The sequence below is a fragment of the Erythrobacter sanguineus genome (genome assembly GCF_900143235.1).
GTDB lineage: Bacteria > Pseudomonadota > Alphaproteobacteria > Sphingomonadales > Sphingomonadaceae > Erythrobacter > Erythrobacter sanguineus.
Genome location: NZ_FRDF01000006.1, coordinates 152,716 through 167,243 on the forward strand (window position 1 = coordinate 152,716; position 14,528 = coordinate 167,243).

General features: G+C 62.5%; 14 protein-coding genes. 5 read left to right on the plus strand and 9 right to left on the minus strand.

What is annotated here, in order from left to right:
• Positions 1 to 113: 113 nt before the first annotated feature.
• Positions 114 to 1,904 (minus strand): aspartate--tRNA ligase, encoded by a 1,791-nt coding sequence (gene aspS, locus BUA05_RS06535; protein ID WP_072673854.1) that lies wholly within the window; start codon positions 1,902 to 1,904, stop codon positions 114 to 116.
• A 179-nt stretch (positions 1,905 to 2,083) separates the two neighbouring features.
• On the opposite strand from aspS, the gene rnd reads away from it, so the two are divergent.
• Together rnd and BUA05_RS06545 are read left to right on the plus strand one after the other, a co-directional pair.
• On the plus strand, positions 2,084 to 3,295 hold the full coding sequence (gene rnd / locus BUA05_RS06540) for a ribonuclease D (RefSeq protein ID WP_072673855.1): 1,212 nt from the start codon (positions 2,084 to 2,086) through the stop codon (positions 3,293 to 3,295).
• A gap of 9 nt (positions 3,296 to 3,304) precedes the next feature.
• The gene (locus BUA05_RS06545; RefSeq protein ID WP_072673856.1) at positions 3,305 to 4,201 is read left to right on the plus strand and encodes a hydrogen peroxide-inducible genes activator; all 897 of its coding nucleotides are present in this window, start codon (positions 3,305 to 3,307) and stop codon (positions 4,199 to 4,201) included.
• A 401-nt stretch (positions 4,202 to 4,602) separates the two neighbouring features.
• On the opposite strand, the gene BUA05_RS06550 is transcribed toward BUA05_RS06545, so the two are convergent.
• The 5 genes from BUA05_RS06550 to pgsA all read right to left on the minus strand — a co-directional run bounded on the left by BUA05_RS06550 (position 4,603) and on the right by pgsA (position 8,139).
• Positions 4,603 to 5,601: a universal stress protein gene (locus tag BUA05_RS06550; protein WP_072673857.1), complete on the minus strand. Its 999-nt coding sequence runs from the start codon at positions 5,599 to 5,601 to the stop codon at positions 4,603 to 4,605.
• Entirely contained in the window at positions 5,598 to 5,963 is a 366-nt protein-coding gene (locus tag BUA05_RS14845; protein ID WP_072673858.1) for a Rossmann-fold NAD(P)-binding domain-containing protein, read from the minus strand. Before BUA05_RS14845 ends, BUA05_RS06550 begins: the two co-directional genes overlap by 4 nt.
• On the minus strand, positions 5,944 to 6,570 hold the full coding sequence (locus BUA05_RS15015) for a cation:proton antiporter domain-containing protein (protein WP_211277615.1): 627 nt from the start codon (positions 6,568 to 6,570) through the stop codon (positions 5,944 to 5,946). Before BUA05_RS15015 ends, BUA05_RS14845 begins: the two co-directional genes overlap by 20 nt.
• A complete protein-coding gene (locus BUA05_RS15020) occupies positions 6,452 to 7,321 on the minus strand; it encodes a cation:proton antiporter domain-containing protein (protein ID WP_211277610.1) in 870 nt (289 codons plus the stop codon). The genes BUA05_RS15015 and BUA05_RS15020 overlap by 119 nt, the downstream gene beginning before the upstream one ends.
• A 209-nt stretch (positions 7,322 to 7,530) precedes the next feature.
• Positions 7,531 to 8,139, minus strand: a complete 609-nt coding sequence (gene pgsA, locus BUA05_RS06565) for a CDP-diacylglycerol--glycerol-3-phosphate 3-phosphatidyltransferase (RefSeq protein ID WP_072673859.1) — start codon at positions 8,137 to 8,139, stop codon at positions 7,531 to 7,533.
• A 150-nt stretch (positions 8,140 to 8,289) separates the two neighbouring features.
• Between pgsA and BUA05_RS06570 the strand changes: the two genes are divergently transcribed.
• The gene (locus BUA05_RS06570) at positions 8,290 to 9,606 is read left to right on the plus strand and encodes an MFS transporter (protein WP_072673860.1); all 1,317 of its coding nucleotides are present in this window, start codon (positions 8,290 to 8,292) and stop codon (positions 9,604 to 9,606) included.
• Positions 9,607 to 9,616: 10 nt separating this feature from the next.
• On the opposite strand, the gene BUA05_RS06575 is transcribed toward BUA05_RS06570, so the two are convergent.
• Entirely contained in the window at positions 9,617 to 9,808 is a 192-nt protein-coding gene (locus tag BUA05_RS06575; protein ID WP_072673861.1) for a hypothetical protein, read from the minus strand.
• 167 nt (positions 9,809 to 9,975) lie between these two features.
• Here BUA05_RS06575 and BUA05_RS06580 point away from each other — a divergent pair, with 167 nt between their 5' ends.
• Complete coding sequence (locus BUA05_RS06580) at positions 9,976 to 11,685, plus strand: thiamine pyrophosphate-binding protein (protein ID WP_072673862.1); 1,710 nt, start codon at positions 9,976 to 9,978, stop codon at positions 11,683 to 11,685.
• Positions 11,686 to 11,954: 269 nt separating this feature from the next.
• On the opposite strand, the gene BUA05_RS06585 is transcribed toward BUA05_RS06580, so the two are convergent.
• Together BUA05_RS06585 and BUA05_RS06590 are read right to left on the minus strand one after the other, a co-directional pair.
• A complete protein-coding gene (locus BUA05_RS06585; protein WP_072673863.1) occupies positions 11,955 to 12,125 on the minus strand; it encodes a CsbD family protein in 171 nt (56 codons plus the stop codon).
• 126 nt (positions 12,126 to 12,251) lie between these two features.
• On the minus strand, positions 12,252 to 12,674 hold the full coding sequence (locus tag BUA05_RS06590; protein WP_072673864.1) for an EVE domain-containing protein: 423 nt from the start codon (positions 12,672 to 12,674) through the stop codon (positions 12,252 to 12,254).
• 188 nt (positions 12,675 to 12,862) lie between these two features.
• Between BUA05_RS06590 and BUA05_RS06595 the strand changes: the two genes are divergently transcribed.
• The gene (locus BUA05_RS06595) at positions 12,863 to 14,524 is read left to right on the plus strand and encodes a putative bifunctional diguanylate cyclase/phosphodiesterase (protein ID WP_072673865.1); all 1,662 of its coding nucleotides are present in this window, start codon (positions 12,863 to 12,865) and stop codon (positions 14,522 to 14,524) included.
• Positions 14,525 to 14,528 lie beyond the last annotated feature (4 nt).

Sequence of the window (14,528 nt, forward strand, 5' to 3'; positions counted from 1 at the left end):
GGTTTGGAAAACTCTCATCCGCCCTAATGAAGGGCGCAGGCAAGCGCAAGTGGGCTTGAGACGGTCTGCCCATAGTGACAACGGCGCCCAGCCCTGTGAAGCAGGCTCCTTGCTCAGGAGCCATCTTTCTTCGGCGGCTCGACGACGCGTAGGGACAACTCGCGCAAGCTGCGCGGTTCAGGGCTGCTCGGCGCGCCCATCAGCAGATCCTCGGCACGCTGGTTCATCGGGAACAGCGTGATCTCGCGCAGGTTCTTCGCCCCACACAATAGCATCACGATCCGGTCGACCCCGGCAGCCATGCCCCCGTGCGGCGGCGCGCCGTACTGGAACGCGCGGTACATCCCGCCGAAGCGTTCCTCGACATCCGCCTTGGACAGCCCGACGATCTCGAACGCCTTGACCATGGTTTCGGGCTTGTGGTTCCGGATCGATCCACTGGCGATTTCATAGCCGTTGCAGACCAGATCGTACTGGAACGCCTTGATCGTCAGCGGATCCTGTCCTTCCAGCGCCTCCATCCCGCCTTGCGGCATCGAAAAGGGGTTGTGGGAGAAATCGACTTTCTTCTCGTCCTCGTTGTATTCGTAGAACGGGAAATCGACGATCCATGCGAGCGCGAAGGAATCCTCGTCGATAAGGCCGAGTTGCTCGCCCACACGGATGCGCGCCGCCCCTGCCAGCTTCGCGGCATCTGCCGCTTTGCCGGCAGCGAAGAACAGGCCGTCATTCTCGCCAAGGCCGAGTTCAGCGTAAAGCTCGGCCATCCGCTCCGGTCCGTGGTTCTTGGCGATCGGCCCACCGAATTCCCCGCCCTTGCGGGTCACATAGCCAAGCCCTGCATAACCTTCCCGCCGCGCCCAATCGTTCATCTCGTCGAAGAACTTGCGGCTCTTTTCGTGGGTGCCAGGCGCCGGGATCACCCGCACCACCCCGCCACCGCCGACGATCTTCTCGAACAGGCCGAAGCCCGAGCTCGTGAAGTGAGAAGACACATCCGAGATGATCAGCGGGTTGCGCAGGTCCGGCTTGTCGCTGCCGTATTTGAGCATTGCCTCGTCATAGGGGATGCGCGGAAATTCGCCGGCGGGCGTCACCTGCTTATCGCCAGCAAAGGCCGCAAAGGTACCCTGGATGACCGGCTCCATCACCTCCCACACTTCTTCCTGGGTGACGAAGCTCATTTCGAGATCAAGCTGATAGAATTCCCCCGGCAGACGGTCGGCGCGCGGGTCTTCATCGCGGAAGCAGGGGGCGATCTGGAAATACCGATCGAAGCCTGCGACCATCAGCAATTGTTTGTACTGCTGCGGGGCCTGCGGAAGCGCGTAGAACTTGCCGGTGTGGATGCGGCTCGGCACGAGGAAATCGCGCGCGCCTTCAGGGCTGGAAGCGGTGAGGATGGGGGTCGAGAATTCGTTGAAGCCAACTGCCGCCATCCGTGTCCGCATGTCGGATATCACCGCCACGCGGGTCATGATGTTCTTGTGCAGCGTTTCTCGCCGCAGGTCGAGGAAGCGGTACTTGAGGCGGATATCCTCAGGATAAGGCTGTTCATCGGCGATCGGCATCGGCAGTTCTTCTGCGGCACTCTGCACCGTCACAGACCGGGCGAAGACCTCGATCGCGCCGGTCGCAAGGCTGGCATTGACCGTTTCGGCGACGCGCGCCTTGACCTCGCCTTCGATGGTTACGACGCTTTCGACCCGCAGCGATTCCAACACTGGCAAGGCCGGACTGTCGCTGTCGGCGACGATCTGGGTCAGGCCGTAATGATCGCGCAGATCGATGAACAATACGCCACCATGATCGCGCTTGCGGTGGATCCAGCCCGACAGCCGGACGGTCGCGCCCACGTTGGCGGAAGAAAGCTGTGCGCAAGTATGTGTGCGGTATGGGTGCATCTAAACTCTTGTCCTGTTCGCAGCTATGGCGCTAGGGCGCGCATCGCGTTTGCGTTTGCAGGGCCTGGCCCCGCCATGGGCGCGCTAACAGGGGAAGCCTCGCACTTTGTCAAGCTGTGCGAAGGTCATCTGGGATCCATCCCGAGGGCGGCACTCCGCCCGCGACAAGCGAAGTAAACATGAAAATCCATGAACTGATTACCACCACCGAAGACCTCTCCGAACTCTGCGCCCGCCTCGCCAAGTCCGAATTCGTTGCCGTCGACACCGAATTCATGCGCGAGAATACCTACTGGCCGGAACTGTGCCTAGTGCAAATCGCCAACACCGAGGAAGCCGCCGCCATCGATCCGATGGCAGACGGCATCGACCTCACCCCGCTGCTCGATCTGATGTGCAACAATGAAGACGTGCTCAAGGTGTTCCATGCCGGAGGGCAAGATGTCGAGATCATCGTCAACATGACCGGCAAGACGCCGCATCCGATCTTCGACACCCAGATCGCGATGATGGCGATCAGCCAGTCGGAACAGATCGGCTATGCCAACCTTGTCGAGGCGTGGATGGGCCTGACGATCGACAAGGGCGCGCGCTTTACCGATTGGAGCCGCCGCCCGCTGACCGATCGCCAGATCGAATATGCCATCGGCGATGTCACCCATCTGGCCACCATCTTCCCGCGCATCCTGAAGAAACTGATCAAGACCGGGCGCGGCGTCTGGCTGGATGCCGAGATGGAAAAGCTTGCCGATCCGTCCAACTACCTCACCGATCCGGGCGCCGCGTGGAAACGCATCCGCCAGTCGGGCCGCAACCCGCAGGTGCTGGGCCGGATGAAGGCGCTGGCCGCATGGCGCGAGAGCGAGGCGCAGCACAAGAACATCCCGCGCGGCCGGATCATGCGCGATGAAACACTGGCAGACATCGCCAGCCATCCGCCCAAATCGCAGGGTGATCTGGCCAAGGTGCGCGGGCTTTCCGCCGCATGGAAGGATAATGACATCGGCAAGCGGCTGATGAAGGTGCTGGCCGATGCCGAACCGCTGCCCAAGGACGAAATGCCCGACAAGGCGGTGCGCGGCGCCCCGCTTGGCAAGGAAGGTGCCTTGGTCGCCGACCTGCTCAAGCTGCTGCTCAAGATCCGCGCCCGCGAGATTGATGTTGCCGCGCGCCTGCTGACCCGCGCCGAGGAAATGGAAGCGCTCGCCGCCGGCGTGCGCGATCTGCCGGTGCTCAAGGGCTGGCGCTTCGACGTGTTCGGCAAGGACGCGCTTGATCTGGTCGAGGGCAAGCTCGCCTTCGCAGTCGAGAAGGGCAGGCTCAAGATGACCCATATCGACGATGTGGCAACGCCTGTGCCGGATGCGCCCGACACGCTGGCAGCGGAGTAGCGGCGGGCCATGTCCACCTACCTGCCCACCATCAAGCAGCTGCAATATCTCGTCGCGTTGCACGAACATGGCCATTTTGGCCGCGCCGCAGATGCCAGTTTCGTGTCGCAATCCACGCTATCGGCGGGCATCCGCGAGCTTGAATCGCTGCTCGGCGTGACGCTGGTCGAACGGTCGCGCCGCGTGGTGCGCTTTACCGCGCTGGGCGAACAGGTGGTCGCAAAGGCCAACCGCCTGCTGCGCGAGGCAGAGGAACTGGCCGATCTGGTCCAAGCCTCGGGCAAGCCGCTGGTGGGCGAATTGCGCATGAGCGTGATTCCCACCATTGCCCCCTTCCTGCTCCCGCGGGTGCTGCCCCGCCTACGCCGCGAACGGCCCGAATTGAAGCTGCTGCTGCGCGAGGAAACCAGCCAGGACGCGCTCGAATCGCTCCACCACGGGCGAGTCGATTGCGTGCTTCTGGCCCTGCCCTTCGACACCGGCGATGCCGCAATCGAACATATCGCTGATGACCGCCTGTTCATCGCCTTTCCCAAGGATGATCCGCGCGATCCCCCGGCCAGCATTTCGCCCGACATGATCGATCAGGGGCGGCTGATGCTGCTGGAAGACGGTCATTGCCTGCGCGACCACGCGCTGGCGGCCTGTTCGCGCAGCGAATTGCGCGCCAGCGCAGCGATGATCGGCACGTCCCTGCACACGCTTGTGCAGCTGGTGGATAATGATCTCGGTGTGACCATGCTGCCCGAAATGGCGTTGAAGGCGGGCATACTCAATGGCACGCAGGTGGTCGCGCGGCCGGTGGACAGCCCCACGGCCAAGCGCGAGATCGTGCTGGCATGGCGCAAGAACTCCCCGCGCGAGGCCGATTTCCTGCTACTGGCGGAGGAATTGAAGGCCGGTTGATCCGCGGAGCTGGCCCGTTACTTCAAGGCAGCGCCTGCCGACAGCAAAGGCGCGCAGCATTGCACGACCGGCTGTCAGCCTGCTTTTTCCCAAACCAGGCACGCTGCCCGCTTTTGCAATAGCATTATTGCACAATTAGTTCAGCACCTTACCACAACCCGTGCATGGCGGACAAACCCATCTGGCGGCCATCTGGCCGCTCACATTACAATGTGAAAGAATCAGCGGCGGTTCAAAGCGTGATCCGGGCAAAGGAAATGCCGAGTCAGGCTGGTTGGGCGCAAGGCAGGCTCACTTGCGCACTTGGCAACCAGAACCTGCCGTTCGGCCCACGCCCGCGCCCTGCCCCCGCCTGGTGCCTGTTTCCTGTTGCCTGTTTCCTGAAATCGACAATTTGCCGCTCAATCAATCGAGATCGGGCTGACAAATCCTTCCGGCTTTACCGCCACCACAGGGCAGTCCAGACTGTTGATGATGTTTTCGGCAGTATTGCCGATGATCACGCCGCTTAGCCCCGTTCGCGCCGTCGTCCCCATGACAAGGACATCGGTGCCAAGCTGGCGGCACTGGTCTTGGATCACCTGTTCCGGGGGGCCGCGCACAAGCCGCGGAATGGGAGTGACGGATTGGCCCGCAGAATTGCGCGCACCCGCTTCCTCCAGCAGCCTGTCCATCACCCGGCGGCGCGCCGTCTGCACCTCGCGCGCATATCTCTCGCTCAGCACTTCTGCGTTCCGGGTTGAGGAAAACGCCCAGGCCAGATTGCTGCCGATCATGTCCCACGAATGCAGGACGATCACCTCTGCCCCCACCGGCCCGGCAATGCACAGCGCGGTATCAATCACCCTCCGGTTGAGCGATGCCAGCGTGGCAGGTTCCGCCGCGCCCTCCTCGTCAAGATCGACTGCGGCCAGCACGGTGCGCGGCGTCGGCGATGCATCGGCAGAGACCAGCCACACCGGACACGGGCATTTGCGCAGCAGGTGCTGGTCGGTGCTGCCGAACAGGAACCGCCGGATGCCGCCCAGCGGTTCGGCAGCCTTGATCACGAAATCGACCCCTTGCGAAAGCACGAAGCGGATGGTTTCAATGAATGGCTTGCCCGAACGCAGGTGAATGGCAACGTCCCGGCCGGGCCATTTTTCCGCCACCAGAGCCGCGATCTGTTCGCGGCGGCGATCTTCCATTTCGGCGAGCAGGCGTTCGGGCGGCAGTTCGGCAAGCGATGCGACCAGCGCAAGATCATGGGGCGGCTGGACGCACGACAAAACATCAATCCGCGCGCCGTAGTGATCGGCAAAGGCCGCCGCGGTATCGAGCGCGTTGCTGTCGCCTTCCGTGCCGAGAACGACCGGCACGCGGGCCGGGATCGGGGCAGAAACACGAGCAGGGCCGGTCAAGCGGGAAATTCCTTCTGGCCTTGCGGGTCGCTCGCTCCATGCAGCGGGGCGGCCTCGTCCGACGCGATCATCCTTGCCGCGGCATAGGCTGCGTCACGATAGGGCATCAGCACCAGATCGGCCCGACCCCGGGCGAACGCCTCTGCCACGTGCGGCTGATGCGCTGCGACGGCGACCTTGCCCGTATAGCCCAGATCCTGCGCCGCCCGCAGCAACGAACGCCGAGGATCGTCATGAGTCAATCCGGTGTGGTGTTCGGGCACCGCCAGCACCAGCCAGCGGGCCTTCCCGAGCGGCAGATGCGCAAGAAATTCGGGACCGGTCGCATCGCCGAACAGCGTGTCAAAACACTGCGCGGGCATGACGGACTGCCTCGGGGCTGAAATCAATACCCAGCACCTGCTTGCCCTGATCGCGCAGGGCACCGGCAATGCCGAGCCCATACTGGCCCAGCCCGAACAGGATCACATCATGGGGAACACTGCTGTCCGGGCCATTATCAGGCTCAGCCTGCGTTCCCTTGCGCTCGAACAGGCCGAGCACCGGCTCAAACATTTGGTAAAGCTTGTGCGAGAAGGTGATCATATAGGTCGACGCCGCAATCGTCACCAGCCCGACCAGCGTGACAAGACCAAGCGCTTCGTCCGCAACATGGCCGATCGAAACGCCCGTCGCCATGAAATTCACAGAGAATTCGCTGATCTGGGCGACTGTCAGCCCGGCCAAAAACCCGGTGCGCTTGCGATAGCCCATCGCCCCCATAATCGTCAGCACGATCAGCGGGTTGCCGATCAGCACGAACAGCGACAACAGAATCGCCGGGCCGACACTCGCACCCAGCAGCGACAGATCAAGCGACGCGCCGAGCGCGATGAAAAAGAACAGCAGCAGGAAATCGCGCAGCGAGGCAAGCCGGGCCGCAATAGCCTCGCGGAAGGGGGGCGAGGCGAGCGAGAACCCGTCGAGCAGCCCCCCCTAGTTCCTTGCCGAAGCCGAGATAGTGGCCCACTGCCGCCAGCAAAGCGGCCCAACCGATTGCGAAGGACACCAGCAATTCGGGCGCGCGCGACAGCCTTTCAACCAGCGGGTTGGCAAGGAAGCGGATGAACGCCACCACGAAGGCAAGCATCCCAAGGCCATAGCCCAGCACGCGCAGAACATCACCCAGCGCGTTCTCGCCGCCCGCTGCATCGCCAACCCCGATCGCCGAAAGCGAAATCATCGCGATCACCACCACAATATCCTGCACGATCAGGAACCCAAGCGCGATCCGCCCATGCAGCGCATCAATCTCGCGTTTGTCCGACAGCAGCTTGACGATAATGATGGTCGAGGAAAAGGTCAGCGCAATCGCGACATAGATGGCGGTGCGCGCATCAAGACCAAGCGCGAGCGCGATCAGGAACCCGAACACGGTGGTGAACAGCACCTGCCCCAGCCCCGTGACCAGCGCGACCGGTCCCAGCGTGCGCACGAGGTTGAAATCGAGCTTCAGGCCGACAAGAAACAGCAGCACCGCGATGCCGAGTTCGGCCAGCAAGTCGATCTGCGCATCAGACTGCGCAATGTCGAGCATGGATGGGCCGGCAAGGATGCCGACCGCGATGAAGCTGACAATCAGCGGCTGGCGCAGCATCAGGCCGACAAAACCGGCCCCGGCGGCAAGCACTAGCAATGCTGCGATCTCGTAGAACAGGTAACCTTCGATCGCGGCCGTCACGGCTTTGTCCCCTCAAGATCAGGATGCTGTTCCAAAATGGTTGTCGCAGGCTGGCCGGATTTTCAAGGCGCTGGAACAGCCCGACTTTGCGTCAGAAGCTGTCGTGAACGATCCGGCTTGTCAATCATCGCATTGCGCAGATTCTTGGCAGATCACGCACCAATCCCGGGGTCCCCGGAAACGGGTATGCTCATTGCGCCAGAGCGCGCTCAATCCATGTGCCTGAGGCCGACGCGCAGGTAATCCCAGCCGGTCACGCAGGTCAGCACCGCGGCTGTCCACAGCGATACCAGTCCCACCAGATGGACCCAGCTTTGCGCGATGGTGCCGCAGCCCTGCCCCACCGCCTGACATGGCGGGCCATGCACCGCGCCGCCCAGGATCAGTGCGCCCAGCGATACCAGCTGGAACGTTGTCTTCCACTTGGCGAGTTTCGACACCGGCACAGAGACCTGGATCCCGCCCAGAAATTCGCGCAGGCCCGACACGGCAATCTCGCGCACCAGAATCACAAGGCCCGCGATCACATGGACATCGCCCGCATAAGGCCCACGCAGGTATCCCTGCGCGGTCAGCACCAGAATCACCGCCGCGACCATGATCTTGTCGGCAATCGGATCGAGGAAGATGCCCATCTTCGACACCGTCCCCTGTGCACGGGCCAGATAACCGTCGAGAAAATCGGTGATCGCGATCACGCAATAGAGCACGAAGCCGACCAGATAACCCAGACGCCATTCCGGCCACCACAGGAAGAACGCCAGCAGCGGTACCGCAAAGATGCGCGACAAGGTGAGAAGGTTGGGCAGATTCAGCATCGTCCCTCCCGCTCTAGCGCGCCATTCGTGCCTGCAAAAGCCTGTCTGCACCATCATCCCCGATGATGCCGGCCAGGCGCAAGGCTTGTGAATATGCCTGCCCGCGCTATGTCCCGGACAAGCACAGGGAAACACCGGCATACCATCCGCATGACCACATCGACCAATCTCATGCGCCAGCGGCGATTCCTGCCGCTGTTCCTGACCCAGCTTCTCAATGCGCTGAACGACAATCTCTACAAGAACGCGATGGTGCTGTTCGTGGTCTATCAGGTCTATGATTCGCCCGAGACCGAGACCTTCATCAGCGGCATTGCCACCGCGGTTTTCGTGCTGCCCTTCGTGCTGTTCTCGGCCACCTCGGGCCAGCTTGCCGACATGCGCGACAAAGCCAAGATCATCCGCTGGATCAAGCTGGCCGAGATCATCATCATGTCTGTTGGCGCGGTCGGCCTTGTCATGGCCGCGCGCGGGGTCTCGATCGAAACGCTGGCGATCCCACTCCTGTTCGTCGCACTGTTCGCGATGGGAGTGCATTCAACCTTTTTCGGCCCGATCAAATACGCGATCCTGCCGCAGCATCTCGAAAAGGACGAAGTGCTGGCGGGGACCGGGCTGGTCGAGGCGGGGACTTACGTGGCGATCCTGGTCGGCATGATGCTGGGCGGCGCCTTGCCGATCATGGCCAGCACCATTGCGGTCGTAGCGATCGCGCTGGTAGGCTACATGATCTGCCGCTGGGTGCCGCCCGCCCCGCCCCAGACCACCGAGACAACGGTTGACTGGAACCCGATCCGCGCCTCCAGATCATTGATCGCCTTTTCGATGGGCAATCCGGAGCTGCGTTATTCGGTGCTGGCGATCAGTTTCTTCTGGACGATCGCCGCGATTTTGTCGGTGCAGTTCATCCCGCTCGCCAAGAACGTGCTGCTGGCCGACAAGCAGGTTGCGGCGGTCATGCTGGTGGCGTTTTCGGCCGGCATCGCGATCGGTTCAGTATCGATCAACGCGCTTTTGAAGGGCGATATCTCGGCGCGCTATTCGGCCGCCTCGGTGCTGGCATTGGGCGGGTTTCTGATCAGCTTCTACCTCCTGTGCCGGATTTGGAATCTGACCCCGGCAGCCGATCTGTTCACGGTCGGCGAATTCATGGTCCAGCCGCTGGCGCTGGCGCTGCTGGCCAATCTCGTGCTGATCGCAGTGGCGGGCGGCATGTTCGTGGTGCCGCTTTACGCCTTCCTCACCACCCGCGTCGAAAAGCACGAGGCCTCACGCTCGGTCGCGGCGAACAATTTCATTTCCTCGGTTTTCATGGTGGTGGGCGCAGGCGTTGCCGGGGGACTCGGCTTTCTTGGCATCCCATTGCAGGAACAATTGCTGGCGAGCCTGATCCTGTGTCTGTTCTCGGCCCAGCTGGCGCGCAGGCTGCATGCGCTGGAACATCAGCGCGAGCCGGAATTCGGCTAGTTCATGCCGCTCAGATGATGAAGGCGAGCACCGCCGCCGTCGCCGCGACATAAACGCTGGCAACGCCGCGCATATCAGTCATCGTCAGGCGCCACAGCGCCTCGGCGGGGATCGGAATCAGATCTCGCTTCACATGCGGCGGCAGGCTGGCCCGGAACCGATGGCGGGCGCTTTCTTCCGTCAGGACGAGAGTGCGGCGCATGATACGATTCTCCCTCTCAGAGCGGGGAGTTTAAGACTTTCTTAACCTTTGGGAAGGCGCACCGGGACGGGTGTCGCAGCGTGGGACACCCGTTTCATCTGATACCGGTTTGCACGCCCCTGCGCCCGGTAGTAGAGGCGGCAGACGACAAGACGGGAGAATATCACGTGCCTGATGCAACGCACCCGGATACCCGGAGAAGCGCCGCCGCGCTGCTGGTCGATTGCCTTGCTGAACAGGGCTGCGAACGGATCTTCACCGTGCCGGGCGAAAGCTTTCTGGCAGTGCTCGATGCTCTGCCCGAGTGGCCCGATATCGACGTGGTCACCTGCCGACAGGAGGGCGGAGTCGCCTTCATGGCCTGCGCCGACGGCGCGATGAATGCCGCCGGATCAGGGCGGCCCGGCATCGCCTTCGTCACTCGCGGGCCGGGCGCGACCAACGCCAGCATCGGCGTGCATGTGGCGCATCAGGATTCGCAACCCATGATCCTGTTCGTCGGCGATGTGGCGCGCGGGATGCAGGGGCGCGAAGGGTTTCAGGAGGTCGATTTCCCCGCCTTTTTCGCACCCATCTGCAAATGGGCGGCGCGGATCGACGATTCGGCGCGCATCCCCGAATATGTCGCCCGCGCCTATGCCACCGCGATCAACGGACGGCCCGGCCCGGTGGTGCTGGCCCTGCCAGAGGACATGCTGACCGAACATGTGCCTGCCAGCCTCGCTCCACGCCCCTTCGTCGCCCGCGCGGCGCAGGCCGCCTGCCCTGATGCGTTGAGCACGCTGTTCGATTTGATCGCCGATGCAGCCAGCCCCGTCGCGATCATCGGCGGGGCTGGCTGGAATGCCAAGGCGCGCGAATATTTCCAGACCTTTGCGACACGCATCGGGCTTCCCGTCGCCACTGCCTTCCGCCGGCAGGACGCGATTGCGCCCGCATCGCCGGTCTATGCCGGGAACCTGGGCTATGGCCCGAATCCAAAGCTGGTCGAGCGGGTGAAGAACGCCGATCTCATCATCGCAGTCGGCGCGCGGCTGGGCGAGGCGACCACTGATGGCTACACCGTGCCTACGCTTGAACACCCCGGCCAGTTGCTGGTGCATATCCACCCTGACCCGGAGGAGCTGGGGCGGGTCTATCGCACCGATCTGGCGCTATGCTGCGGCGTTGACGAATTCGCCGAATGCGCCGCCTTGTGGGAAGATCAGAACCTGATCCCCTTCGATGCGGGAGCCGAGGCGCATCGCGAATGGCTGGAATGGGCAACGCCCGGCCCGTCTGATGCGGCGATCGATCTGGCTGCCTGCGTTGCGGCGATGCGCGAAACCCTGCCCGCTGATACGATCATCGCCAACGGGGCGGGCAATTTCGCCGGGTGGTGGCACCGCTACTGGCGCTATGATGCGTTCCCCGGCCAGCTGGCTCCCACCTGCGGGGCGATGGGTTACGGCGTGCCCGCCGCCGTCGCCGCCGCGCTGCGTTACCCCGAACGCACGGTGGTGGCCGTGGCGGGCGACGGGGACTTCCTGATGAACGGGCAGGAACTCGCCACCGCCATGCAATATGGCGCGAACCTGATCGTGGTGGTGGTGGATAATGGTGCATACGGCACGATCCGGATGCATCAGGAGCGCGAATATCCCGGCCGGGTGTCTGCCACCACACTGGCCAATCCCGATTTCGCGGCGCTGGGCACGGCCTATGGCGGATGGAGCGCGCGGGCCGAGACAACCGATCAGTTCATCGCCGCGCTGGCCGAGGCCCGGAACCGCATCGGCCTGCGGCTGATCCATGTGAAGACCGATCTGGAACGCATCGCGGCCAGCGGTGCCACGATCAGCGGCCTGCGCGAACGGGCCAGTGCCAAGGGGAGCTAAAGCGGTTTCCGATCCGGGGGCATCGGATCAACCGCTCCATGTTTCTGAATAACCGCGTTTTCCGAGTCGTCGGTTGATTCCATCCGGCTCGAAAACGCTCTGGACAAGCGAGAGGCCGCACTCCCTCGGGAAAGCGGCCTCGGTGGGCTTTGCGCCTGCCATTCCAGCGCGCCAAGATGCTGACGCATCACGCGCTGGAAATGCTCAAGCGCCGCACGGGCTTAACCGATGCTCGATGAGTCAAGTTCATCGAGTATTGGTATCAGTCGTCAGATCCGGTCGCCCATTGCACCCTTGATTTCGCCCTTGGCCTTGTCAGCCTTGCCTTTGAGCTCCTGCTTCTTGCCTTCAGCCTTGGTTTCAGGGTCATCGGAAAGCTGCTTGGCTTCGCCCAGCGCTTCCTGGACACTGCCTTTGATCTTGTCTGTCAGTTCACCCATGACTAATCTCCTTTATTCAAGCCAATGAATCTATTGGCTTTTCATGAGATCAATGGGTGGTAAAGCTGATCGTTCCGGAAGGCGGGTTAGGCAGTGGCCGAGGCACGATGAGGCGTTCGCGCGTGGTCAGTCCTGCGCCATTTCGCAGATCACCTGCCATTCCTGCGCGGTCACCCCGGATACCGAAAGGCGCGACTGGCGGATCAGCTGCATTTCAGCCAGCCGTGGTTCGGCCTTGATCGCGGCAAGGGTGACGGGGTGGGCGAATTTTTCCCTGGGCTTGACCTTCACGGCCGCCCATTTGCCAGTCTCATCGGTCGGATCAGTGATCCCGGCCACGCTGATGGTGCAGATGCCAACGATCTCCAGCCCTTCGCGCGAGTGGTAAAAGAACGCCTCGTCCCCCACCGCCATCGCGGCAAGGTTATTCCTTGCCTGATAATTGCGCACCCCGTCCCACGTGCCCTCGCCTTCGGCGACAAGATCGTCCCAGCCATATTTGAAGGGTTCGGATTTGATCAGCCAGTAATGCGGTGATTGGCGGGTCATGGCGGGCGATTCTCCTTGCTGGGGCGGTCTGGCCAGGCTGGGGCGATAGCCCGCTGCGACGGCACTCGCCAAGCCCTCTCGCGCCGCGCCCCCGGTTAACCCGATATTTAACGCTATCTGCAAAAGGCTGACGCAGGACAGACCAAACTTCGTCCCCAAGCACACGCAGTTGGACAAGGCTGAATACGTTGACGGAACACGGACCGGATAATCCGCTGGAAACAGCCGAACGCGATATCATCGCGCTGGGCATCGCAGTGGCGGCGATCATCATGCTGATAGCCACCGGGGGATCCGTGCTACCCAAGGCTCTCGACGCGCTCTTGGGCAACAGCCGCACGCCCGATGTGCTGCTGATCAACGCATTGCTGCTGAACATAGCGCTCGTAATTTTCGGCTGGCGGCGTTACCGCGACCTGACCCACGAGATCGCCGAACGCAAACGGGCGGAACATCAGGCCCGCCTGCTGGCCGCAACCGATCCGCTGACCATGTGCCTCAACCGCCGCAGCATGGCCGAGGCGACCGAACAGGTACGCCAGCGCGCCGTAGTCGCCGGCGAAGCGGTGGCCTATTGCATGATCGATCTCGATAATTTCAAGCAGATCAACGATATGCACGGCCATACCAATGGCGATGCTGTGCTGGTGACGCTGGCCGAACGGGTGCGTTCGCTGCTGCCGCGCGATGCCCGGCTGGCGCGGCTGGGGGGCGACGAATTCGCCTTTGTCATGTCTTATCCGGTGGGCCATACCGACCGTATCGACGACCTTGTCATCCGCCTGTTCGAAAGCGTGGCGCAGCCCTTCGCTCTGCCCGAGCTGACGATTGAGCTGACCATGTCGATCGGTCTTGCCACCGATCACGATGGCGAAGGATCAACCGAAACCGCAATCGATGCCGCCACGCTTATGCATCGTTCGGACATGGCGCTCTATCATGCCAAGAAACAGGGCCGTAACTGCTATTTCTGGTTCGAACCGAGCATGGAAAACGAACTGCGGTTCCGCAACCAGATCGAAACCGGCCTGCGCCGCGGTTTGACGCAGGGCGAGTTCGTGCCGTTTTACGAACAGCAGGTCGATCTTGAAAGCGGCGAACTGGTCGGCTTCGAGATGCTGGCCCGCTGGCAATCGCCCCAACTCGGCCTTGTCAGCCCCGAAATCTTCATCCCCATCGCCGAGGAAATCGGTCTGATCACCGAACTTTCCGAACAGCTGATGGATCAGGCCTTTGCCAATGCACGCGAATGGGACGACAGCCTGTCGCTGTCGATCAACATCTCGCCGGTGCAATTGCGCGATCCGTGGTTCGCGCAGCGCCTGCTGAAAAAACTGGTTGCCGCCAATCTCCCTCCGCCCCGGCTCGAGATCGAGATTACCGAAAGCTGCCTGCATGAGAACGTCGGATTGGTCCGATCGATGATCACCTCGCTGCGCAATCAGGGTGTGCAGATCAGCCTTGATGATTTCGGCACCGGCTATTCGAGCCTCGAACAGCTGCGCAGCCTGCCGTTCGACCGTATCAAGATCGACCGCAGCTTCATCAGCGAATTGCGCCAGCCGAACGGACGCTCGCGGATCGTCGATGCGATCATCTCACTGGGCCGCGGGCTCAACCTGCCGCTTACCGCCGAAGGGGTGGAGGACGAGGAAATCCTCACTGCGCTCAAATCGATGGGCCGACTCAAGGCGCAAGGCTATTTCTACGGCAAGCCCGAAAATGCAGAGGAAGTACGCGAACGGCTGAGAGCCGCAGGCAAGCTTGCCGCTGTCAATGATCGCCCGGCTGCCGAAGTCCTGCCCGAAACGCCCGCCGCGCGGCCGCTCTACCGCATCGCCCGGCCCTGATCGG

Excerpts from the sequence above, each read along its gene's own strand:
- rnd (WP_072673855.1), top strand. The coding sequence starts at position 2,084 with ATGAAAATCCATGAACTGATTACCACCACCGAAGACCTCTCCGAACTC.
- BUA05_RS06590 (WP_072673864.1), bottom strand. The coding sequence starts at position 12,674 with ATGACCCGCCAATCACCGCATTACTGGCTGATCAAATCCGAACCCTTC.
- BUA05_RS06575 (WP_072673861.1), bottom strand. The coding sequence starts at position 9,808 with ATGCGCCGCACTCTCGTCCTGACGGAAGAAAGCGCCCGCCATCGGTTC.
- BUA05_RS06545 (WP_072673856.1), top strand. The coding sequence starts at position 3,305 with ATGTCCACCTACCTGCCCACCATCAAGCAGCTGCAATATCTCGTCGCG.
- pgsA (WP_072673859.1), bottom strand. The coding sequence starts at position 8,139 with ATGCTGAATCTGCCCAACCTTCTCACCTTGTCGCGCATCTTTGCGGTA.
- BUA05_RS14845 (WP_072673858.1), bottom strand. The coding sequence starts at position 5,963 with ATGCCCGCGCAGTGTTTTGACACGCTGTTCGGCGATGCGACCGGTCCC.
- BUA05_RS06570 (WP_072673860.1), top strand. The coding sequence starts at position 8,290 with ATGACCACATCGACCAATCTCATGCGCCAGCGGCGATTCCTGCCGCTG.
- BUA05_RS06585 (WP_072673863.1), bottom strand. The coding sequence starts at position 12,125 with ATGGGTGAACTGACAGACAAGATCAAAGGCAGTGTCCAGGAAGCGCTG.
- aspS (WP_072673854.1), bottom strand. The coding sequence starts at position 1,904 with ATGCACCCATACCGCACACATACTTGCGCACAGCTTTCTTCCGCCAAC.